The sequence below is a fragment of the Comamonas sp. 26 genome (genome assembly GCF_002754475.1).
GTDB lineage: Bacteria > Pseudomonadota > Gammaproteobacteria > Burkholderiales > Burkholderiaceae_C > Comamonas.
This window is the reverse complement of record NZ_PEFL01000001.1, coordinates 780,613-805,243: the sequence shown is the minus strand read 5'-3', so window position 1 is coordinate 805,243 and position 24,631 is coordinate 780,613. Positions and strand designations below refer to the sequence as shown.

Below are 24,631 nucleotides of genomic sequence, written 5' to 3'. Positions count from 1 at the left end.
CACACAACGCTGGATTGCCCACAATCATTGTGTAGAATCCTGCCATCCGGGGATTTGGGTGAGTGGTTTAAACCAGCAGTCTTGAAAACTGCCGAAGGAGTGATCCTTCCGTGAGTTCGAATCTCACAGTCCCCGCCAGTACATCGACGCACACAGCGTCAAATCTGTGCCGTTAAGCATAAAGTGGCCGAAACAGACAGGTTATGCTTTATTTCACGTTTCGCCATATTTTGCTTTTTCGCAAAAATGTGCTAGGTAATTTTGAAATTTAAAGAAAAAGCCCATCAAGATCTTGATGGGCTTTTTCTTTGTGCTCTAGCCTACGCGAGGCACAGGCTCAGTGACGGCTCTAGGCTGGTTGCGACCCTTCATTTTTTCTTGATCAATGGCAGCTTTCGCCGGAAGAAGTCATTTATGACAAAAGCGTAAATTCGCACTTCATATTTCAAACCAGCTATTGGATCTTGCCGCCTACTGCCTACTCAATCCGTCTTTTCTGCAAGCTCAAAAATGACTTTGCAGCTATCCATTGAGGCTAAAAACCTGCCTCCCTCCAAAAGACACTCGTCGCGGTCTTCACAAACTGCGCCGCAGCCGCTTCCCATTGGCCGCGAATGCTGACTTTGCCACGCCAACGGTGTTGCAAAACAGCGTCTGTTTCAAGCGGTGTCACCACATTCAGCACCACTCTATAGACCGGACGCTCCGGGTATAGGGTGCCTTGCATGCTTCGGACCTGAATCATGCCTCCTGCTGCCGCAGACAGCGCTGCCTCCGAGAGGGTACGACTCGCATCCTGATCAACGCTGCGCACTGTCAAATCCAATACCGGCCCCACGCCAGCGTCAGCGATAAATATTGCGCTGTCGCCGATACTGATGCGTTGAACATCCTCTTCCTGCACATAGGCAAGAACCTCCAGCCGATCGCTGCCCACGACTCTACCCAGCAATTCATTCCGGGCCAGCCAGTCTCCCGATCGAAGATCCGGATCCACGTCGCGCAGCACTCCGGCGCCCGAGGCATTCAGACGGTAGCGACTGGCTTCGGTTTCCACCGCCTGCTGTTGGGTGGCCGCCTGTAGTTGACGCTCTTGCAGAACCTGCCAGTCCCTGCGCAGCTCCGAGTCGAAACCTGCTGCCGCTATTTGCTGCGAATACTGAGTCCTCTGCGCATCGTTTTGAGCCTGAGCGGCCTTGAGAGCCGGGGAGTACAGCATAAAGACAGGGGCTTCAACCTCGACCGTGCGTGCGTCGCCAAACATTTGCTGCTGCAGCTGCGATGCATCAAGCGCGTGTAAAGGCCATATCTCGCTGGACTGCAACATGCCTTCAGTACGAACTGGGGCAGGCAGGGGCAGCCAGCAAAGTGCAATCAGTACAAGAGATCCAATGGCACTCCATTGTGCTCTTCGACTACGGACGATCTGCGGCCAGCGTGAATACCATGCTGAAATCTCGGACCAGAGAGGCTTGGCAACGAACCACACAATTTCTACCAGAAACAGCAAAATGCCCAATGCCTTGATGAAGAAGTGATAGACCAAGGCGGCAATACCTAAAAAAAGAACCAATCGATAAATCCAGGTAGCCCAGGCAAACAGAATGAGCCCACGGCGTTTGGTATTGGAGAAGGACTCAGGCGGAGGTTCGCCGAGCTTGAATAACTTTTCTCTCATGTCCCAGCGTGCGAGAGCAAAGGCACGTGAGTGCAAATTGGGCATTTGTAGAAAATCGGATAACAGGAAGTACCCATCAAAGCGCATGAAAGGGCTTGCATTGATGGCCAAGGTGCTGACCCATGTTGTTGTGGCCAGCAAAAAGGCCATGGATTTAGGTGCTCCTTCAGGTAACCAGACCCACGCCAGCAAGGCCCAAGCTGCGATGATCAGCTCCGTTGCAATTCCTGCACCTGCTACCTTGAGACGCTGGTCACGCTGTGTCAATTTCCAGACCTCGTTGGTATCGGTGTATGCCACCGGCCATAGCACCAGAAAGGCGATGCCCATGGTCGGGACGCGGCATCCAAATCGCTTGGCCATCAAGCCGTGCCCCAGCTCGTGAAGCAGCTTAACAAAACCTAGCATCAAACCATAGGCCAGCATTCCTGGCCAGGACAGCGAATCGACCAGAGTGGCCGTAAACGTTCCCCAGGAGCGCGAAACGCCCCAGAGTCCAGCAAACAGAGCCAGCAGGCTGATCCAGCCAAAAGTTCGGCTGAATAAAAACTCCAGCGCAGGCGCCCATCGTGTCAGCCAGGGATCAGGCTTGATCAGAGGGACTCGGAAAAAGAGGTAATTATGAAGAAGCCATTGCAGCCAGCTTGAACGCCTAGACTGCCATCGCTCGGCCAGCGCGTCGGCACTATTGGAAGGTGGCTCCAACAGGTCATTTCGCTGCGCAAACTGGAAAAACGTGTTCACGTCTTCCTTATGGAGCGTCAACGTCGTTTGAGCCATAATGTTTCGTGTAATCGCTTCCGCTGCGCCCAGATGCCAGCGCTTGAGCACCTCAAAGCTGGCCCAGTCCAGCTGAAAAAAAAGATTGCGCACAGGATCATGCAAAGTCCAGCTGGGCTGGCCATCGGGCAGCACAGGACCGGGGAGCAAATCCAGCTCTTCACGCAAAGCAGGCCATGCAGTACTCATATTGACTTACCAAGCAAAGAACTGGCGCAATACGGCCCATGGCTTGCGCAGAACCCAGTAGACCAACGGCACCCAATCGCCTTGGAGCTTGGCAGTACCTTTGAGGCCAATACGAGCCTCATCCTTATTGAACGGCATAGAGGCTCGCACTCGGTAGGCATAACTACCATCCGGCTTGGCGCTGGCGTCATATGCCATATACCGAAGCCTTCCCTCTAGGGCTGCCATAGGGTTAGCAGCCAGATACAGTTTGACTGGAGAACCTTGGGTCAATGGAATGGCATCCCCGATGGGAACCCAGGCCTCAATTTCTACCTCGTCAGGACGGGCGATGCGCATCACCCGTTCACCAGTCTGCACAGGTTTGCCAAGCCATTCGGTGGGCGAGTCGAACAGAACCATGCCATCTTCAGGTGCCAGTACACGGCTGCGGTCACGCTGATCACTCAGATATTGCACCTCGGCACGCTTCTCGCCTATGCGCCCTACAAGCGCTGCCAGCTGTGCCTTGGAGCGAGCATCGCCCAAAGCCAATTGGGCAGATTGCCGATACTCAGCTTCAGCGGTCAGCAAAGCTTGTTTAGCAACCTCTAACCGGCTGCTGATCTGAGCTTCATCAAGTCCAAATAAGCGTTCACCTTTACTTACCATTTGATTGGGCTGGACATGGACCTGATCAATAACACCGTCCAAAGGCGCTCTCAACACTACAGGCTGAGCCGCCACCAGTTCACCCGGAGCAAGAACGCTCATATGCACTGGGACAGCACTAAGCGCGATAAGCCCGCCGATGATCCAGACAGGCTTCTTTCGCCACCAGTTCTTGGTCGCAACTCTTGATACCGTAAGCTTTCTCCATAATCTGGGCTGGCCTGCTTGCAATGCCGTGTAGGCATGAAGCCAGATATGACTCCATTCCACGAGAAGCGGAATGCGCTGGTCTTCAATGAGCTGCGTCCCCGAAAGCAGAAGTCCGCCGCAGGAAGCAGGTGTCTTAGCATCTTGTAATAGAGGCACCCACACCGCATAGGGTCCCAACCATTCGTTCCATGAGCTTGCCAACTCCGGAGGGAGCTGAGTTGGCCCAATGCATTGAAGCTGAACAGACTGCTTTGCATGAAGAAATCGGCACACCTCATGCAGCCACTGGGCATAAGGCGTATTTCTATCAGTTTCGACCACTCCGGATAGAGCCGTCACTCCATCGTTGTCCAGCCACAAACATGCTTGACGGTAAGGTACGAGTAAACGGCTATCGTTGACCAACAAAAAACGAAGCTCGGCATTACTGCGTGCAGCTCTGGCACGATGCCCCAGCTCAAGCAGCAGCATTGCCGGGTTCGCGCTTTGAGGAGAAATGGCTGCGTTCATGGCAAAACCGCCTCATATGCTGCACTCATGATCACATCAACCTCGGACATACTGAGACATCCTTTTCTCAGCCTGCTGATTAGCAGCATTGGCCATCTTCTCACTCAGCCCCGCTCGCCCTGTGGGCACACTGGATGTGGTCCGTGCATCGCCTACTACCAGCTTCACAGTTCGCACCGACTCGTGGCCGTTTCCATCGCTGACCTTGATTTGCAAGACAAGCGTTGTGCTCAGGTCCTTGGGAGCATTGATAAATAGCTGGCCTGTGTGACGGTCCAAGAGAACCCATCTGGGCAGTTCTTGCTTACCCGAGAAGCTGAACTGGAGTAACGCGATATCCCACGGGCTATCCGACGCTAGGAGTATGGGCTTCAGATCCAGAATGCTGGCCCCACTCGAAACAGAAAACTGCTCGAGTGCCAAATCAAATCCAGAGCGATTGGGTTCTGCCAGCGAGAAAGACGATGCCCACATCCAGTCGTTGATGCCTGCAATTGACTGTGGGATTCCGTACCCAGACCAACTATCGGAGCCGTACAGCCCCTCTTTTTGAGACGATGTGTTGAACGCCGTTGACGCCGGACGCAGAAAATCAGCATTTGGCTCTGATACCTCTGAAGGCTGAAATGGTGCGAGACCAAGTTCGGTCAACGCATCATTCATGGTCGGGGCGCTTAGGAGTTGCACGGTTGGGGGTATCAATGGCTCAACAATGCCGCTGAGTGCTGTCACCATTGATAGATTGCCTGCCGCATCCCTTTGCTGAACCCAGAGATTGAATGCACCCAGATCAGGTAGCTGAACAGTATTACCGCGGCCTTCAATCCAGGACGCGCCATTGTTCAAGGAATACTGCCAGCTTCCTTCCATCTCTAGGCCAGAAACGAAGACCAAGCCCGTTGGGGAGACTTGCTTCTCATTCACCAGCGTAGTCTGGTCCAGCGTAATTCCCGGTGCCACCGGGTCAAGAGTATCGATGGCATATGCATTGGATACCGTCGTACCCGTTCCGCTATTGCCAGCCGCATCCATATAGCCGGTGTTGTTCAGCGTGATCAGATTGCTGGTGTTGGTGACGCCGACTGTCGGCGTCAGGGTCGCCGTCCAGGTCAGGCCGCCATCGCTGCTGCTGAGGTCGCTCAGACTGCCGTTAGCCACAGAGAAGTCAGAGGTGGTCAGTCCGCTGACTGCTTCGCTGAAGCTGATGGTCACCAGCGAGGTCTCGCCCACGGCCAGCGCCGTGTCGCTCACCACGATGGTGGCCGTCGGGCGCAGGGTGTCGATGGCGTAGCTGTTCGAGTCCGTTGCGCCGGTGCCGGTGTTGCTCGCAGCATCCGCATAGCCGGTGTTGTTCAGCGTGATCAGATTGCTGGTGTTGGTGACGCCGACTGTCGGCGTCAGGGTCGCCGTCCAGGTCAGGCCGCCATCGCTGCTGCTGAGGTCGCTCAGACTGCCGTTAGCCACAGAGAAGTCAGAGGTGGTCAGTCCGCTGACTGCTTCGCTGAAGCTGATGGTCACCAGCGAGGTCTCGCCCACGGCCAGCGCCGTGTCGCTCACCACGATGGTGGCCGTCGGGCGCAGGGTGTCGATGGCGTAGCTGTTCGAGTCCGTTGCGCCGGTGCCGGTGTTGCTCGCAGCATCCGCATAGCCGGTGTTGTTCAGCGTGATCAGATTGCTGGTGTTGGTGACGCCGACTGTCGGCGTCAGGGTCGCCGTCCAGGTCAGGCCGCCATCGCTGCTGCTGAGGTCGCTCAGACTGCCGTTAGCCACAGAGAAGTCAGAGGTGGTCAGTCCGCTGACTGCTTCGCTGAAGCTGATGGTCACCAGCGAGGTCTCGCCCACGGCCAGCGCCGTGTCGCTCACCACGATGGTGGCCGTCGGGCGCAGGGTGTCGATGGCGTAGCTGTTCGAGTCCGTTGCGCCGGTGCCGGTGTTGCTCGCAGCATCCGCATAGCCGGTGTTGTTCAGCGTGATCAGATTGCTGGTGTTGGTGACGCCGACTGTCGGCGTCAGGGTCGCCGTCCAGGTCAGGCCGCCATCGCTGCTGCTGAGGTCGCTCAGACTGCCGTTAGCCACAGAGAAGTCAGAGGTGGTCAGTCCGCTGACTGCTTCGCTGAAGCTGATGGTCACCAGCGAGGTCTCGCCCACGGCCAGCGCCGTGTCGCTCACCACGATGGTGGCCGTCGGGCGCAGGGTGTCGATGGCGTAGCTGTTCGAGTCCGTTGCGCCGGTGCCGGTGTTGCTCGCAGCATCCGCATAGCCGGTGTTGTTCAGCGTGATCAGATTGCTGGTGTTGGTGACGCCGACTGTCGGCGTCAGGGTCGCCGTCCAGGTCAGGCCGCCATCGCTGCTGCTGAGGTCGCTCAGACTGCCGTTAGCCACAGAGAAGTCAGAGGTGGTCAGTCCGCTGACTGCTTCGCTGAAGCTGATGGTCACCAGCGAGGTCTCGCCCACGGCCAGCGCCGTGTCGCTCACCACGATGGTGGCCGTCGGGCGCAGGGTGTCGATGGCGTAGCTGTTCGAGTCCGTTGCGCCGGTGCCGGTGTTGCTCGCAGCATCCGCATAGCCGGTGTTGTTCAGCGTGATCAGATTGCTGGTGTTGGTGACGCCGACTGTCGGCGTCAGGGTCGCCGTCCAGGTCAGGCCGCCATCGCTGCTGCTGAGGTCGCTCAGACTGCCGTTAGCCACAGAGAAGTCAGAGGTGGTCAGTCCGCTGACTGCTTCGCTGAAGCTGATGGTCACCAGCGAGGTCTCGCCCACGGCCAGCGCCGTGTCGCTCACCACGATGGTGGCCGTCGGGCGCAGGGTGTCGATGGCGTAGCTGTTCGAGTCCGTTGCGCCGGTGCCGGTGTTGCTCGCAGCATCCGCATAGCCGGTGTTGTTCAGCGTGATCAGATTGCTGGTGTTGGTGACGCCGACTGTCGGCGTCAGGGTCGCCGTCCAGGTCAGGCCGCCATCGCTGCTGCTGAGGTCGCTCAGACTGCCGTTAGCCACAGAGAAGTCAGAGGTGGTCAGTCCGCTGACTGCTTCGCTGAAGCTGATGGTCACCAGCGAGGTCTCGCCCACGGCCAGCGCCGTATCGCTCACCACGATGGTGGCCGTCGGGCGCAGGGTGTCGATGGCGTAGCTGTTCGAGTCCGTTGCGCCGGTGCCGGTGTTGCTCGCAGCATCCGCATAGCCGGTGTTGTTCAGCGTGATCAGATTGCTGGTGTTGGTGACGCCGACTGTCGGCGTCAGGGTCGCCGTCCAGGTCAGGCCGCCATCGCTGCTGCTGAGGTCGCTCAGACTGCCGTTAGCCACAGAGAAGTCAGAGGTGGTCAGTCCGCTGACTGCTTCGCTGAAGCTGATGGTCACCAGCGAGGTCTCGCCCACGGCCAGCGCCGTGTCGCTCACCACGATGGTGGCCGTCGGGCGCAGGGTGTCGATGGCGTAGCTGTTCGAGTCCGTTGCGCCGGTGCCGGTGTTGCCCGCAGCATCCGCATAGCCGGTGTTGTTCAGCGTGATCAGATTGCTGGTGTTGGTGACGCCGACTGTCGGCGTCAGGGTCGCCGTCCAGGTCAGGCCGCCATCGCTGCTGCTGAGGTCGCTCAGACTGCCGTTAGCCACAGAGAAGTCAGAGGTGGTCAGTCCGCTGACTGCTTCGCTGAAGCTGATGGTCACCAGCGAGGTCTCGCCCACGGCCAGCGCCGTGTCGCTCACCACGATGGTGGCCGTCGGGCGCAGGGTGTCGATGGCGTAGCTGTTCGAGTCCGTTGCGCCGGTGCCGGTGTTGCCCGCAGCATCCGCATAGCCGGTGTTGTTCAGCGTGATCAGATTGCTGGTGTTGGTGACGCCGACTGTCGGCGTCAGGGTCGCCGTCCAGGTCAGGCCGCCATCGCTGCTGCTGAGGTCGCTCAGACTGCCGTTAGCCACAGAGAAGTCAGAGGTGGTCAGTCCGCTGACTGCTTCGCTGAAGCTGATGGTCACCAGCGAGGTCTCGCCCACGGCCAGCGCCGTGTCGCTCACCACGATGGTGGCCGTCGGGCGCAGGGTGTCGATGGCGTAGCTGTTCGAGTCCGTTGCGCCGGTGCCGGTGTTGCCCGCAGCATCCGCATAGCCGGTGTTGTTCAGCGTGATCAGATTGCTGGTGTTGGTGACGCCGACTGTCGGCGTCAGGGTCGCCGTCCAGGTCAGGCCGCCATCGCTGCTGCTGAGGTCGCTCAGACTGCCGTTAGCCACAGAGAAGTCAGAGGTGGTCAGTCCGCTGACTGCTTCGCTGAAGCTGATGGTCACCAGCGAGGTCTCGCCCACGGCCAGCGCCGTGTCGCTCACCACGATGGTGGCCGTCGGGCGCAGGGTGTCGATGGCGTAGCTGTTCGAGTCCGTTGCGCCGGTGCCGGTGTTGCCCGCAGCATCCGCATAGCCGGTGTTGTTCAGCGTGATCAGATTGCTGGTGTTGGTGACGCCGACTGTCGGCGTCAGGGTCGCCGTCCAGGTCAGGCCGCCATCGCTGCTGCTGAGGTCGCTCAGACTGCCGTTAGCCACAGAGAAGTCAGAGGTGGTCAGTCCGCTGACTGCTTCGCTGAAGCTGATGGTCACCAGCGAGGTCTCGCCCACGGCCAGCGCCGTGTCGCTCACCACGATGGTGGCCGTCGGGCGCAGGGTGTCGATGGCGTAGCTGTTCGAGTCCGTTGCGCCGGTGCCGGTGTTGCCCGCAGCATCCGCATAGCCGGTGTTGTTCAGCGTGATCAGATTGCTGGTGTTGGTGACGCCGACTGTCGGCGTCAGGGTCGCCGTCCAGGTCAGGCCGCCATCGCTGCTGCTGAGGTCGCTCAGACTGCCGTTAGCCACAGAGAAGTCAGAGGTGGTCAGTCCGCTGACTGCTTCGCTGAAGCTGATGGTCACCAGCGAGGTCTCGCCCACGGCCAGCGCCGTGTCGCTCACCACGATGGTGGCCGTCGGGCGCAGGGTGTCGATGGCGTAGCTGTTCGAGTCCGTTGCGCCGGTGCCGGTGTTGCTCGCAGCATCCGCATAGCCGGTGTTGTTCAGCGTGATCAGATTGCTGGTGTTGGTGACGCCGACTGTCGGCGTCAGGGTCGCCGTCCAGGTCAGGCCGCCATCGCTGCTGCTGAGGTCGCTCAGACTGCCGTTAGCCACAGAGAAGTCAGAGGTGGTCAGTCCGCTGACTGCTTCGCTGAAGCTGATGGTCACCAGCGAGGTCTCGCCCACGGCCAGCGCCGTATCGCTCACCACGATGGTGGCCGTCGGGCGCAGGGTGTCGATGGCGTAGCTGTTCGAGTCCGTTGCGCCGGTGCCGGTGTTGCTCGCAGCATCCGCATAGCCGGTGTTGTTCAGCGTGATCAGATTGCTGGTGTTGGTGACGCCGACTGTCGGCGTCAGGGTCGCCGTCCAGGTCAGGCCGCCATCGCTGCTGCTGAGGTCGCTCAGACTGCCGTTAGCCACAGAGAAGTCAGAGGTGGTCAGTCCGCTGACTGCTTCGCTGAAGCTGATGGTCACCAGCGAGGTCTCGCCCACGGCCAGCGCCGTGTCGCTCACCACGATGGTGGCCGTCGGGCGCAGGGTGTCGATGGCGTAGCTGTTCGAGTCCGTTGCGCCGGTGCCGGTGTTGCTCGCAGCATCCGCATAGCCGGTGTTGTTCAGCGTGATCAGATTGCTGGTGTTGGTGACGCCGACTGTCGGCGTCAGGGTCGCCGTCCAGGTCAGGCCGCCATCGCTGCTGCTGAGGTCGCTCAGACTGCCGTTAGCCACAGAGAAGTCAGAGGTGGTCAGTCCGCTGACTGCTTCGCTGAAGCTGATGGTCACCAGCGAGGTCTCGCCCACGGCCAGCGCCGTGTCGCTCACCACGATGGTGGCCGTCGGGCGCAGGGTGTCGATGGCGTAGCTGTTCGAGTCCGTTGCGCCGGTGCCGGTGTTGCTCGCAGCATCCGCATAGCCGGTGTTGTTCAGCGTGATCAGATTGCTGGTGTTGGTGACGCCGACTGTCGGCGTCAGGGTCGCCGTCCAGGTCAGGCCGCCATCGCTGCTGCTGAGGTCGCTCAGACTGCCGTTAGCCACAGAGAAGTCAGAGGTGGTCAGTCCGCTGACTGCTTCGCTGAAGCTGATGGTCACCAGCGAGGTCTCGCCCACGGCCAGCGCCGTGTCGCTCACCACGATGGTGGCCGTCGGGCGCAGGGTGTCGATGGCGTAGCTGTTCGAGTCCGTTGCGCCGGTGCCGGTGTTGCTCGCAGCATCCGCATAGCCGGTGTTGTTCAGCGTGATCAGATTGCTGGTGTTGGTGACGCCGACTGTCGGCGTCAGGGTCGCCGTCCAGGTCAGGCCGCCATCGCTGCTGCTGAGGTCGCTCAGACTGCCGTTAGCCACAGAGAAGTCAGAGGTGGTCAGTCCGCTGACTGCTTCGCTGAAGCTGATGGTCACCAGCGAGGTCTCGCCCACGGCCAGCGCCGTGTCGCTCACCACGATGGTGGCCGTCGGGCGCAGGGTGTCGATGGCGTAGCTGTTCGAGTCCGTTGCGCCGGTGCCGGTGTTGCTCGCAGCATCCGCATAGCCGGTGTTGTTCAGCGTGATCAGATTGCTGGTGTTGGTGACGCCGACTGTCGGCGTCAGGGTCGCCGTCCAGGTCAGGCCGCCATCGCTGCTGCTGAGGTCGCTCAGACTGCCGTTAGCCACAGAGAAGTCAGAGGTGGTCAGTCCGCTGACTGCTTCGCTGAAGCTGATGGTCACCAGCGAGGTCTCGCCCACGGCCAGCGCCGTATCGCTCACCACGATGGTGGCCGTCGGGCGCAGGGTGTCGATGGCGTAGCTGTTCGAGTCCGTTGCGCCGGTGCCGGTGTTGCTCGCAGCATCCGCATAGCCGGTGTTGTTCAGCGTGATCAGATTGCTGGTGTTGGTGACGCCGACTGTCGGCGTCAGGGTCGCCGTCCAGGTCAGGCCGCCATCGCTGCTGCTGAGGTCGCTCAGACTGCCGTTAGCCACAGAGAAGTCAGAGGTGGTCAGTCCGCTGACTGCTTCGCTGAAGCTGATGGTCACCAGCGAGGTCTCGCCCACGGCCAGCGCCGTGTCGCTCACCACGATGGTGGCCGTCGGGCGCAGGGTGTCGATGGCGTAGCTGTTCGAGTCCGTTGCGCCGGTGCCGGTGTTGCCCGCAGCATCCGCATAGCCGGTGTTGTTCAGCGTGATCAGATTGCTGGTGTTGGTGACGCCGACTGTCGGCGTCAGGGTCGCCGTCCAGGTCAGGCCGCCATCGCTGCTGCTGAGGTCGCTCAGACTGCCGTTAGCCACAGAGAAGTCAGAGGTGGTCAGTCCGCTGACTGCTTCGCTGAAGCTGATGGTCACCAGCGAGGTCTCGCCCACGGCCAGCGCCGTGTCGCTCACCACGATGGTGGCCGTCGGGCGCAGGGTGTCGATGGCGTAGCTGTTCGAGTCCGTTGCGCCGGTGCCGGTGTTGCCCGCAGCATCCGCATAGCCGGTGTTGTTCAGCGTGATCAGATTGCTGGTGTTGGTGACGCCGACTGTCGGCGTCAGGGTCGCCGTCCAGGTCAGGCCGCCATCGCTGCTGCTGAGGTCGCTCAGACTGCCGTTAGCCACAGAGAAGTCAGAGGTGGTCAGTCCGCTGACTGCTTCGCTGAAGCTGATGGTCACCAGCGAGGTCTCGCCCACGGCCAGCGCCGTGTCGCTCACCACGATGGTGGCCGTTGGAGGTATAGCGTCAACGCGCACGTTGGCAGTATTGGCAACACTATTGAGTAAAGTAATAACATCATTGCCCACGGCATCGCGCATCGTCGCACCGTTGAGCTGAATGATGTTGCCAAGGCTGATGCCGTCGGTATCGAGCTGGCCGATGGCAACCGTCAGGCGGAACACCATGAAGCTGGTGCCAGCGCCGGACACGTAGCTGGCATATACGGTGCCACCGGTGTCTAGGGTCACGGCGATACTCGGCGTGCCACCGGTGGTGTCCACCTGCACCGCTTCATTGAAGTTGACCGTGAAGTCCAGGTTCTCCCCGGCAACGTAGGTGCCGTTGGCCGGCACACCGACGTTGACTACACTCGGTGCCACGCGGTCTATGGTGTAGCTGGCTCCGGTCAGGCCGCCGGTAATCGCATTGCCGGCGGCATCGACGATACCGGTGCCGCTGGCGTTCAGATCCAGGCCCAAGGTGCCCTCACCGCCGATACCATTGACCAGCACCGTGTAGGTCCGACCATCCACCGAGGTGACGTAGGCAATGGTGCCGGACGCGGTGCCGGTCCAGGTCAGGTTGAAGTCCGACGTACCCACGCCGCTGACATATTCGTCGAACGTCACGGTAAAGCTAACCGAGCCGCTGTTGGTCGGGTTCGAATCGACACGCACGATGCTGCTGCCAGTCGGCGCCGTGGTATCCACCATTACACCAGCGGTGCTGCCCATGCTGTTCAGCGTCAGGTTGAGGTCATTGCCGGCAAGATCGGTCAGTTGTTCGCCACAAAGGTCGAGACTGCTGACCGTGATGCCGTTGCTGTCGTTGTCACCGCTTTGCACCACATATTGGAACGTCAGCGCCGAACTGCCGCTTCCAGAGATATAAGTTGCGTAGCGAGTCACGCCGCCCACATTCAGCACCAGCCGTGGCGCAAGCCCGCCGATCTGGACCGCCTCACTGGCTGTCATTGTGAAGGACAGCTCGCTGCCGGCCTTGTAACTGCCATCGGCCGGAACCGACACGCTGACCACTGTCGGCACCACACCGTCGACCTTGACGTTGGTCGGGCTGGCGACGTTGTTCAACGCAGTCACGCTGTCGTTGCCAGCGGCATCATGGATGCTGCCGCCGTTGGGATCGAGGCTGCTGCCGAGCGTGACGCCAGTGCTGTCGAGCTGCCCGCTCGCCACCACCAGACGGAACACCAGGGCGCTGCTGCCGGAGCCGGAGGCGTACTGGGCGTACACCGTGCCGCCGGTGTCCAGGGTCACGGCGATACGCGGGATGCCGCCGAGGGTATTGACCACCACGTTTTCACTGAAGTTGACCGTGAAATCGAGGTTCTGGCCAATGATGTAGCTGCCATCGGACGGCATGCCGACGCTGGTCACCACCGGTACCACACCATCGACCACGATGTTGCTGCGACCGCCCAAAGAGTCCGCGCCGCCTACGGTCGGCAGGGTCAGGATCGCCACATCGCCAGTGGTGTTGGTCAGTACCGCGTTATTGAGTTGCAGCGCCGCCGTGCTCTGGAAGTCCAGGTCGGCGCTGGTGTCACCGGCCTGCACGATGTACTTGAACACCAGCGTGTTGCTGCCTGCCCCGCTCATGTAGACCGCGCTGCTATCCAGCAGCCCGGTTTCCAGCAACAGACTTGGCTTGCCGCCGCTGAGGTCGACGTTCACCGTCTGGTCAAAGACCATGTTGATTAACACTTCGTCGCCGATCTTCACGGTACGGTCCAGGCCCTGGGTAGAAACGCTTGTGACCAACGGGTTCCCCGGAACTACGGTGATGAGGATCAGATCAAAATCGGTCTTGGCACCGCCGCTGCCGGAAAAGCCCATGTCGTTGGTCTGGATGCTCATTTGAGCATTGCCGAGGAAGCCGGTGGTAGGCTTGAACGTCAGACTCTGCAACGTGGTATTGAGATCAGCCAGGGTACCCTGCATGCGCATGGAGGTGTCATCGACGCCATCGCCGTACACGAAGCTCACACCGCCGGCAGCGGTCAGCGACATGGTGCCGTTCACCGAGTTGAGGATCACGATCACATTGCTGCTGCCGGCATCCGGATCGCTGACCGAAATGCCGTTGCCTTTAAGGGTGTTGAACGCCAGAACCTCGTTCTGCTTGGTGCTCTGAGCACCCGGCACACTGTTGACCGGCGCATCGTTCACCGCGGTGACGTTGATGATCACGGTCTTGCTATCGGTCTGCGCACCGCCGCCGGTATTGCCGTTGTCGTTGATCGATACCCTCAGCAGCACGCTGTCGGTGCTGTTGAGCGCAGTCTGGAACGACACCCGGGTGGCGGCAATGAAGGCGTTGATATCGCTCAGGCTGCCGGACAGTGTCAGCGTTCCGGTACCCGAACCATCCACCGTGACCCCGCTGCCAGAGACCGCGCGCAGGACGCCGCTTGGCACCGAGAACGTCGCGGTGACCGAGGCGCTGCCGGCATCGACATCGCTGAAGCTGATGCCTGTCAGTGCACCCGGGACATCCTCGACCATGCCGATCGATGGCGGCACCGTCGCCACCGGTGCATCGTTCACCGGGTTGACAGTGAGGGTCATGGTGGTACTGGTGGTGCTGACGCTGCCGGTATCGACGCTGATGGTCAGGGTCACGTTGGCGGTGTCGTTGGCCGCCGTGGTGTAGCTCAGCTTGTTGCTGGCGATGAAGGTGTTGATGTCAGTGATGGTGCCGGTCAGGGTCAGCGCGCTGGACGTACCGCCCACGGTCACGCCGCTGCCGCTGGTGGCGTTGAGCGTGCCCGAGGCGACACTCAGGGTCACGATGGCGTTGCTGGAATCGACATCGCTGATGCTGATCAGGTTGATGACCGAGGCGATGTCCTCGACCACCTGTGTGTTCGACGGCGCCGTGATGATCGGCGAATCGTTGACCGCGGTGAGGGTGATGCTGCGGGTCACGGCGGAGGCATCCAGACCACCGCCGTCGGTGACCTGGAACTCGATGTTGCGGGTGGTGGTGGTCGGGTTTTCCGACAGGTTGGTGTAGGTCACCGAGCGCAACGCGGCCTGCCACTGCGCCAGGCTCGCCTGGTTGCCGACCGACGTCAGGGTGAGAGCGCCGGTGGCGGCGTTCCAGCTTCCGATGATGTTGCCCATGGTGGCGGGGTTGTTGGTGAAGCCCAGTTGGTCCTGGCCCACGTAATGGTTGGACACGATCACGGTGGCTTGGCTCAGGTTCGGACCATCCGGGTCGGCGATGGTCACGCCGGAGTCGATGACCACCGGCGTGGACGTGGTGTTGTTACCTTCGGCCCAGGACACGGTGCCGGAACTGGAGGTCATGGTCGGCGCATCGTTGACTGCGGTCACGGTCACGCTGGCCGTGTCCAGGGCCGTGGAGAACGCGGTGGTGCCGCCGGCAACTGAGGCATCAACCTTGGTGCCCTGTTGTCCGGCGCTGGTGCTGGTCTGGTCCCAGGCGCGGAAGGTGACGCTGGCGGTGGTGCCGTTGATGCCGTCCGGTACGAAGCGCACGTGATCGCTGGCACGCAGCAGCAGCGCACTGCTCGCCGACACGGTGCCGACGTTGCTCCAGGTGGTGCCGTCGAGGCTGTACTGCCAAGTGCCGTTGCCGCTGTTCAGGCTGGTGATGGCGATGCCTTTCAGGGCGCCGGTATCGACGTCGGTGTAATTGGCACCGTACAGCGAACCGACCAGGACGCCGTTGTTGTTGATCGAGCCGTCGGTCAGGCCTGGCAGGGTCGGCGCGGCAGGGGTGAGCACCGGCGCGTCATTGACATCGGTGACGGTGAGCGAGGCCGAGGCGGTGCCCGAGGAGAACGCGGTGCTGCCGCCGGAGACACTGGTGTCGGCGGTGCGCGGCACGGCACTGGAGGACGCCAGACCACTGGTCTGGTCCCAGGCGCGGAACGTCAGGGTCGCGGTTTCGCCGTTGGCGCCGCCGGGGACAAAGCGCACGTACGTGGTTTGCGCCAGCAGCAACGAGGCTCCGGTGGACACCGTGCCGAAGTTGGTCCAGCCGGTGACCCCATTGGTGGAGTACTGCCAAGAGCCGCTGCCGCTGACCGCGGTCACCGCGATACCCTTCTGGGCGCCGGTGTCCAGGTCGCCGTAGGTGAGGCCGGCCAGCATCGTGGCTATCGAGGTTCCAGGGGAGGTAGTGTCTTCGGTCGTGCCCGTCAGGACGTAAGGCCCACCGGCCAGGGTCGGAGCATCGTTCACCGACACCAGGGTCACCACGCTGGCAATCGACAACATGCCGATTTCAGTCCCGCCGTTGGCGAGGCCGCCGCTGTCGCGAACGGCGGTCAGGGTGGCGGTGCGTGAAGCGCCCTGCGGGCTATCGCTGTCGTTGCGGTAGGCGATGTTGTTGACGATGGTCTGCGCCAGCGCCGTGGATATACCGGCATGGGTGACGGTCACAGTGGCGGTACTGCCGGAGACGGCAACCGACACGCTCAGACCGTTGGTGCCCGTGGTCACCGACGTCAGGTCGGTGAGGTTGACAGTGGTGCCGTCGATGACCAGCTTTTCCAGGCTTCCATCGGCTAAGTTGCTGACCTGCATGATCAGCCCGGTGATGGTCTGCCCCGCTTCGATGGTGCTAATGGTGGTGCCGCTGAAGAGTCTGGACGCCGTACCGTTCTCGGTGAAGGTCGGGTTGGCGCCGGTGGCGGTCAGGGTCGGTGCGTCGTTGACCGCGTTGATGCCTACCGTCACCAAGGCCGCAGCGCTGGTGGCGCCGGTGCCATCGCTGATGGTGACCTGCACGATGCGCGTCGGCGTGGCAATGTCGGCATCGTTGGTGTTGCGGTAGGTCAGGTTGCGCACCAGCGCAGTGACGGCAGTGGCGTCCGCCGCGCCGTTGAGGGTGATCACCAGCGGGCTGCCCGCTGTGCCACCGGTGAAGGTGCCGATCTGGACGCCGCCATAGGAGATGTTGCTGCTAGAGACGCTGATCTGCGTGGGGCCTGTGCCCTCGTTGACGACAAACAGGACGTCTTCACCAGACACACCGTTGCTGGTGATCGACGCGGTGACGATGCCACCGGTGAACAGGGTGGTGTCGGCATCGGTGACGGTGGCATTGCCGCTGGCATCGAGCCGCGTGCCAGTGCTGCCTTCGGTGTAGCTGACGGAGTCGCCGTTGAGGTTGGCGATTACCGGCGCGGCGTTGGCCGCGGTGGCGAAGTTCAGCGTGGTGTTGTTCTGGATACCCTTGAAGACAATGCCGTCGGCATCGACGAAGGTCTTGGCGTCGGCGCGGAGGGCATAGGAAGTGCCAGCGGCCAGGGTGATCGACGGATCGATGGTCCAGGTGGTGCCGGAACCCACGATCTGCGTACTGCCGACCGGGATGGTTTCGACTATCACGTTGTCCGAGGTCCGCACGATGTAGAGATTGCCCGTGCCCTTGGTGACCGACTCGCTGAAGGTCAGCACGATATTGGCGGTCCGGCTGACACCGGTGGCATTGTCGCTCGGGGTGGACGCCGTGACCTCGGGCGGCGAGCCGTTCTGCACATAAAAATTGCCCGAGCTGGAGTTGGTGGCCGAGAAGATATCGAGGTCACCATCGCCGTCGAAGTCGCCGACGCGGTAGTTCGCGCCAGTGTGGTCGACCAGGGGCACGCCTGCCAGGGGCGAGTTCGCGAGGGTCAGGATGGTGAAGGTGCCATCACCATTGCTGCGTGCATATTGGAAGGCAGTACCGTTGGCACCGGTCTGGTAGAGAATGTCGGCGTCGCCATCGCCGTCGAAGTCGCCGACCAGCAGGCGTCCGTTGGCGGCGGCCGCGGGGAAGGTGGTAGTGGAGCCGCTACTGAAGCTGCTGCCATTGTTGCGCAGGAAGGTGCCGGTGGCTCCGCTGACCGCGGCCAGGATGTCCAGGTCACCATCGCCGTCGAAATCGGCAACGTAATAGTTGTTGCCCCCGTGGTCCGGAAGTGTCAGCCCGGCGAAAGGCGAAGTCCCCTGAGTCAGAAACGTGAAGTTGCCACCGCCTTCGCTGCGGGCGTAGGCCCAGGCACTGCCAGAGCCGCCCGTCTGATAAAGGATGTCGGTATCACCATCGTTGTCGAAATCACCCACCACCATGCGAGAGCCGACAGCGGGCTGCGGAAAGCTCGCACTGGATTGGCTGCTGAAAACACCATTGTCGTTGCGCAGGAACATCCCGGAGGTGCCGTTCACCCCGACCAGCACATCGATATCACCATCGCCATCGAAATCGCCAACGAAGTAGTTGGAATTGGTATGGTCCAGCAGCGCTAACCCGGCAAACGGCGATTGCGCCAATGTCAGTTGGGTAAAGGTTCCATTGCCGTTGCTCCGCGAATAAGCCCAGGGACTGCCATTGGCGCCGGTCTGATAAAGAATGTCGGTATCGCCGTCGCCGTCGAAGTCGCCAACCACCACACGGCCGGCCGCGCCAATGGTCGAGAAACCCAGCGGGGCATTCCCGGTGCTCCAGGTGGTCACCAGCAGACCGTCGTAGGCATCCACCGTCAGGGTGGCCGTTTCGATCACGCCGCTGCTGCGCTCCAGCGTCCAGTTGCCGCCCAGCGCCGCGACCCCGGTATCGTCCGAGGAGGCCGCCACATCGGCGCCGGTGATGCTTGCCAGGTCATCGATAAACGCCTGGCCCTTGCTGCTGTCGCCGACGCGGCAGCCGTAGAGCATCAGGTCGCCGTCGGCCTTGAGCGCGGCACCGATGCTTTCCAGTTGCGCGCGGTGTTCGGAAAGGTTGCTGGACGCCAGCCAGACATTGCCCACCTGCACGGTGCCATCGGCACCGTGAGACAGCAGGTGCACCGCATCCAGGCCTTCACGGCCCTGGAGGTAGTCGGCCATTTGCTGCAGGCCGTCCTTGGTCGGATCGAGGATCACCACCTCGGCATTGCCCGAGAGACCATTGAGCAATTCGCCGACATTGGCCACCTGGCCATCGATGAACACCACTTCCTGGCGTTGTGTCGAACCTGCCGGACCCTCGGTCGCCCTCTGCGCTTCCGCCGTCAGCGCATGGCGCAATGCGCTGGCCGTGTCCACTGCATGTTCTGCTGACACTGGTGTTGCAGCATCTGCGGCGGCATGCGCCACATCCACCGCAGCAGCGCCGTCAAACATAAAGCGCTGCTCCAATGCCAGCGGGCGCACGGCAGAGACCGGCTGCTGGCGCTGGGGGGCATTGATCTTCACGGTCTGTGCCGTCATGGCTTGTGTCAGACGGTTCCAGAATGGGCGGGATTTGCGGGTCATCAAAGTGTCCTTCCGGTATGAAGGTGGCATGGCGCTTGCCTGCCTTGCAGGTTCAGACCGCCGGTATCCCCCTCTCGGGGCCTTCGGTCTCTTGCTATCTAACTATCAAAATATGAGCAGCTTGCGCGCTAGAGGAAATGCTCTCAACCTGAGAATGCATTAAAACCTTTGTGAGGCAATCGCAGGCTGCTCCTTTTTTGAATATCTAGGGCTTTGCAGCTTGGGGCGGTGCCAACAGCACCTGTCCGCTCATGCCAGCAATCAGTTCAGCAAACTTGCCGTGGATGGCGGCGTTAACCTTGATGGACTGACTTACCGGGTCCACACGTGCGGCCAGGCGCTGCACTTTGGCGGGGTAGGTCTTGCCGGTCTCGTCAATGCGCACTTCGAAGTTGGTGCCCTGGTGCAGCCAGCTCAGCCAGCGTGAAGGCACCAGAAACTCCAGCTCAAGCGCGGAGTCGTCGAGGATGTCCATCAGGGCCTGGCCTGGTTGGGCGTACTGCTGTTCGCGGATTTTTTGCTCGGCAACACGACCTGCATAGGGCGCGGTGATCTGGCATTTGCCCAGCAAGCTGCGGTTGGCCGCGACTTCAGCCCTGGCCTTGTTCCATTCGGCCTGAGAAATATCCAGCTCTACCTTGCCGACAGAGTTCAATTCCGCCAGACGCTGGTTGGCCTTCCAGGTCTTTTCGGTGGCGTCCACGCCTGCCTGGGCCTTGTTCAGCTGGGCTTGTGGCAGGCTGCAGTCAAACTGCACCAGCAGTTGCCCCTGGCGAAAGGCACCACCTTCGACCACGGGAAGACGCTGCACTTTGGCACCGATTTCGGCCGCCAGCGTGGTGTAGCGACGCGGTGCAAGCTGGGCACGGATTTCACGCTGCTCGAGTACGCTGGGCAAGGGGACGTGAGTCTTGGGAAGTCCTTGGGCTGCTGAGCCGGGTTGGGCATGAGCGGCCAGAGACAGGCCCAGCGACAGACCCAAAATCAAAGGTGACACGCGGGACTTCATTGGACTTGACCTGCATCCCAGCTTTGCAGCGATTTACCAACGGCCTGTGTGAGTTCAGGCAACGGCATGTTGTCCGAGCCTTCAATCAATGGCTCCATGCCCAGAGTGGCTTGCAAGCGGGAGCTGGCGGCCTGCATATTGGACTGGGCCTGGTAACGGCGCAGAACGGAAAGAATAGTGGTGGTCTGCTGGGAGACACCCTCAAGGGCAGTGAGTTTGTCGGCTTGCACCTGATTGTTCACATGCTCGGACAGGCGTTGGTCCACGGAGGCAATGGTCTGCGCTCTTTCATATTGACGTACGGCATTCGCAAATTGCAGTCGGGCTACATGCAATTGAGTCAATACCGCCATTTGGGTAGCCAGACGACGCTGATCGGCCAGTTTGACACCCGCATCGGCCAGTTGACGTTGTGCAGGCAGTGACAGCAGTCCCAGCAGATTGAAAGAGATCTGCAGGCCGGCATCCTGCCAGCGGTCATTGATCAGATAGCTGTCGCTGCTCTTGTTGACGCCATAGTTGAAAGACAGACCGGGGAACATGCGCAGCATGACGCGCTTGGTTTCTTCGTTGGCGATACGGGCGTTGTACAGGCTCTCGCGCAGATCGGGGTTCAGCTGCAGGGCTCGGTCTTCCAGTTTTTCCACTGGTTGCTCCAGCCAGCGCTGGGCATTCGAGGCCGCAGGCTCAATCACACGCAGCGGCTGGTTCAGTCCTGCGGGAGACACGCCCATCAATGACGCCAGCTCGATGCGCGAGGAGGACAGCTCCTGCTGAATGGCTTCCAACAGGCGGATATTCTCCAGCAACTGGCGCTGATAGCGCAGCGGCTCCATAGGGGAGCGCAGCTTCTCCGCTTCTACCTTGCGCGAATTTTCCAGGGCTTGGTCTGCATCCTGGCCTGCGGTTTGAAGTGAGGACTCCAAGGCCTGGGCCGCAGCCACACGCCAGTAGGCGATGCGTACATCCTGGATCAAGGTGTGGATGGCCTTGCGACGGCGCTCGGCAGCAATCTGGGCACGATCAGCGTGCTGACGAGCTGCATAGTAGCTCTGACCGAAGTCCAGCAGGCTCCAGGAGAAGCTCAGCGAAGTCAGCGTCGATTCCCGATCCGACGAGATATAAGGATGCGCCAGGGAAGGCGCGCCGGTGACCGAGTCCGTGCTGCGGCTGATCAGGTCCTTGTCGCGGTAGCGGTAGCCGGCAGAGGCCACCAGCTTGGGCAGCATGTCGAACTTGGCAACATTGGCGGTGCCCTGGGCCACCGCCTCTTCCATGCCGCGCAGGCGTTGTGCTGCGTTGTACTTGATGGCTCGCGCGATAGCCTCTTCAAGACTCACCGCACCAGTCAACGGAGCCACGTCCTTACCGAGGCTCTGCCGATCGGCCTGAACCTGTGACTGAATTTCTTCTGTCGAGAGCGCCTGACTGCTCAGGTTGGCACAGCCAGTAAGCCAGATGGCCGAGCCTAACAAGGCCGTGAGCCGGACACGGTCACGAAAATTGTTCTCAGGCCGGTGGTTAGCAAGAGCATTCATATCTGCGAGAGGATGGTGGCAAAGACGGTTTGATAACAAGACTTCGATGAGATCGAACAGCAAACTTCCAAAAGTATGCAAAAGTCTTAATTGTCAAAAAATGTATTAAGAATGTTACAGAGCAAAAAATACAAGGGCAATCACTGAAATCAGGTATTTTTTGCCAAAGTTCGTCACTCCAGCTTCTCACTGAGCCCACACCAGGGTTCTGAATGACTGCTAGATTTCAAATAGTTGAGATCAGGACTATCTTGGCAACCAGACGAGTACGACTGCTTTATGCCGATAAGCGTGAGTCGCTAAATTGGCGGCCAGGGGCAGCTATCGCTGCAAAGCCGAAGTTGGTGCCTAGGAGCGGCTTTAGGCTACGGATTCAAGGGGCACAGAAGGCCACGTTATGGCTAACAGTACAGCCAGCCATATCGGTGCTCGCCATCGCGGCGACTGATAAAAATTCACGGACTATTAGAAATATTTTGCACAGCACTTGCTGGACGCAGATAATTTCTGACAAAGCAGAAACTTTTGCAAGTCCTAAACTATGGTTAGACGCAAAGAATACACACCACCACCCGCCCTTGTTGTGATCGACACCCTGTTAATTTCCACGCAAATCTGACCCGCAATTTCCATCTCAAACTGACCCACCCTTTGGCTTGAGCCGCAAGGCTCAAGATGTGGATCAGGTTTTGTTTCTCTCCTTCTTCATGGGCGGTTGTTGGACTGCACTGCTGTGCTTGAAGCGGTAGCTGTCGTTGCCTGTTTCCAGAATATGGCAGTGGTGGGTCAGGCGGTCCAGTAATGCGGTGGTCATCTTGGCGTCCCCAAACACGCTGGCCCATTCGCTGAAGCTCAGGTTGGTGGTGATCACTACGCTGGTGCGTTCGTAAAGCGTTGAGAGCAGATGAAACAGTAGCGCACCACCAGATGAGCTGAAGGGCAGATAGCCCAGCTCCTCGAGTATCACCAGATCGGTATGCACCAGCCTGTGGGCGAGCTGTCCGGCTTTGCCTTGTACTTTCTCTTGCTCCAAGGCATTAACCAATTCCACCGTAGAGAAGAAGCGCACCCTTTGACGGTGGTGCTCAATGGCCTGAATACCCAGGGCCGTAGCGATGTGCGTCTTGCCAGTACCGGGGCCTCCGACAAGCACCACATTGTTGGCCTTCTCGATGAATTCACAGCGATGAAGGCTGCGCACCAAGGCTTCATTGACCTCGCTGTGTGCGAAGTCAATGCCTGCCAGATCTCTGTAGACAGGGAACTTGGCCACCTTGAGCTGATAGGCAATGGAGCGCACTTCTCGCTCTGCGCTCTCGGCCTTGAGCAGTTGCGAGAGTATGGGATGTGCTGCTTCAAAGGCTGGTGAGCCTTGCTCGGCAAGTTCTGTCACGGCCTGGGCCATGCCAAACATCTTGAGTTGGCGCAGCATGATGATGATCGCAGCAATGGCGGGGTCATGACGCATGGCGCACCTGTCGGAGTTGGTCGTAGCGCACGACGTTGGCCTGGGGCTCAACGATCAAGGCCAAGGCTTGGGGTGAATGGATGGGCTCAGGTTCCGGTGTTCCATCAATGAGGCGGTGCAAGACATTGATGATGTGGGTCTTGCGGGGTGCGCCATCCTCCAGAGCCAACTCGACAGCGGCCAGGACGGCCTGCTCATCGTGCTGCAACACCAAGGCAAGCACCTCCACCATCTCACGGTCGCCACCGGGCTGCTTCAGGAGTAGTGCTTGCAGGCGCTTGAACGCATCTGGCAGTTCGACGAACGGAGCACCATTACGCAATGCGCCGGGCTTGCGCTGCAATACGGCCAAGTAATGACGCCAGTCATAGACCGTACGCCCAGAGCCTTGGTGATTGCGCTCAATGATGCGCGGGTGTTCACAGACGAACTGGCCTTCGGCCACGACGACCAGGCGGTCGGCATACACCTGCAAGCTCACAGGTCGGTTGGCATAAGAGGCCGGCACGCTGTAGCGATTGCGCTCGAAGTGAACTAGGCAGGTGGGAGAGACTCGTTTGGCATGCTCGACAAAGCCGTCAAACGGCCGAGGCATGGGCATCAAGGTTGAGCGTTCTTGCTCCCACACATCAGCAAGTGAGCCAGGCAATTGGCCATGCGCAATCTCTTGCCATAACTGTTGACACCGTTGCTCTAGCCAATCGTTGAGGGCTCTGAGTGTCGGAAACGCTGGTACAGATTGCCAGATACGATGGCGAGCGTCCCGAACATTCTTCTCGACCTGTCCCTTCTCCCATCCCGAGGCCGGATTGCAAAACTGTGCCTCGAACAGGAAATGGCTGGCCATCGCACTGAAGCGGGCGTTGACCTCTCTGAGCTTGCCACGGCCGACACGATCGACGGCTGTGCGCATGTTGTCGTAGATCCCCCGCCTAGGGACGCCTCCAAACACCGCAAAGGCACGGTTGTGGGCATCGAACAGCATCTCATGGGTTTGCAGGGGATAGGCCCGCAGATAGAAGGCTCGGCTGTGGCTGAGCTTGAAGTGAGCCACTTGCAGCTTGGTGCGTACACCCGCAATGACAGCCCAATCCTCGCTCCAATCAAACTGGAAGGCTTCTCCAGCGCCGAAGACCAGGGGCACAAAAACGCCTCGCCCTGATGTCTGCTCCGCCGCATGACACTGAGCCTTCCATACTCTGGCAAAGGCAGCGACTCGGTTGTAGGAGCCGGTGTAGCCCAACGCCTCCAAGTCCAGAAACATCTGCTTGATCGTGCGCCGCTGCTTGCGAGAGCGGTTGACTTCTGTACGCAGCCAGCCTGACAGCTTGCTGGCGAAGGGGTCGAGCTTGGTGGCAATGGTGCGCTGTGCAAGTTGAGGTTGCACAACGTCGGAGCGCAAATACTTGCGGATGGTATTGCGAGAAAGCCCGGTTCTGCGGGCGATCTCTCGGATGGACAGGTGCTCACGTAGAGCCCAGCGTCTGATGACACTCAAAGTAGCCACGTCAATCACTCCTGGTCTCCTACTGCACAAGAAAGCAGCAGGCTAGGGTTAATGCGTGGATCAGACTGAGATGGAAAAACCGGGGGCTAGTGGGTCACTTCTGGGTGGAAATCAACAAGCAGCTGACAGTGGGCAACAA

At 60.3% G+C, this 24,631-nt stretch carries 7 protein-coding genes and 1 tRNA gene; 1 reads left to right on the top strand and 7 read right to left on the bottom strand.

All coding sequences use genetic code 11. From position 1 onward, the window contains the following. Positions 1-48: 48 nt before the first annotated feature. Positions 49-138: transfer RNA gene (locus tag CLU84_RS03735), tRNA-Ser, on the top strand. A gap of 397 nt (positions 139-535) precedes the next feature. Here the strand turns inward: CLU84_RS03735 and CLU84_RS03730 are convergent. The 7 genes from CLU84_RS03730 to istA form a co-directional block, all read right to left on the bottom strand. Further along, the gene (locus CLU84_RS03730; RefSeq protein ID WP_199173681.1) at positions 536-2,647 is read right to left on the bottom strand and encodes a site-2 protease family protein; all 2,112 of its coding nucleotides are present in this window, start codon (positions 2,645-2,647) and stop codon (positions 536-538) included. Positions 2,648-2,653: 6 nt separating this feature from the next. Continuing rightward, on the bottom strand, positions 2,654-4,018 hold the full coding sequence (locus CLU84_RS03725) for an efflux RND transporter periplasmic adaptor subunit (RefSeq protein ID WP_099735994.1): 1,365 nt from the start codon (positions 4,016-4,018) through the stop codon (positions 2,654-2,656). Between the two features lie 36 nt (positions 4,019-4,054). Continuing rightward, entirely contained in the window at positions 4,055-18,970 is a 14,916-nt protein-coding gene (locus CLU84_RS03720; protein WP_158235167.1) for an Ig-like domain-containing protein, read from the bottom strand. Between the two features lie 205 nt (positions 18,971-19,175). Then, positions 19,176-19,958 (bottom strand): efflux RND transporter periplasmic adaptor subunit, encoded by a 783-nt coding sequence (locus CLU84_RS03710; protein ID WP_099737842.1) that lies wholly within the window; start codon positions 19,956-19,958, stop codon positions 19,176-19,178. 17 nt (positions 19,959-19,975) lie between these two features. After that, positions 19,976-21,517, bottom strand: a complete 1,542-nt coding sequence (locus CLU84_RS03705; protein WP_233209916.1) for a TolC family protein — start codon at positions 21,515-21,517, stop codon at positions 19,976-19,978. 682 nt (positions 21,518-22,199) lie between these two features. Beyond that, positions 22,200-22,985: an IS21-like element helper ATPase IstB gene (gene istB, locus CLU84_RS03700; RefSeq protein ID WP_099735610.1), complete on the bottom strand. Its 786-nt coding sequence runs from the start codon at positions 22,983-22,985 to the stop codon at positions 22,200-22,202. Beyond that, entirely contained in the window at positions 22,975-24,501 is a 1,527-nt protein-coding gene (gene istA, locus CLU84_RS03695) for an IS21 family transposase (RefSeq protein ID WP_099735609.1), read from the bottom strand. The genes istB and istA overlap by 11 nt, the downstream gene beginning before the upstream one ends. Between the last annotated feature and the right edge of the window lie 130 nt (positions 24,502-24,631).

Coding starts and splice junctions, on each gene's coding strand:
- CLU84_RS03705 (WP_233209916.1), bottom strand. CDS start 21,517: ATGAATGCTCTTGCTAACCACCGGCCTGAGAACAATTTTCGTGACCGT.
- istB (WP_099735610.1), bottom strand. CDS start 22,985: ATGCGTCATGACCCCGCCATTGCTGCGATCATCATCATGCTGCGCCAA.
- CLU84_RS03720 (WP_158235167.1), bottom strand. CDS start 18,970: ATGACCCGCAAATCCCGCCCATTCTGGAACCGTCTGACACAAGCCATG.
- CLU84_RS03725 (WP_099735994.1), bottom strand. CDS start 4,018: ATGAACGCAGCCATTTCTCCTCAAAGCGCGAACCCGGCAATGCTGCTG.
- CLU84_RS03730 (WP_199173681.1), bottom strand. CDS start 2,647: ATGAGTACTGCATGGCCTGCTTTGCGTGAAGAGCTGGATTTGCTCCCC.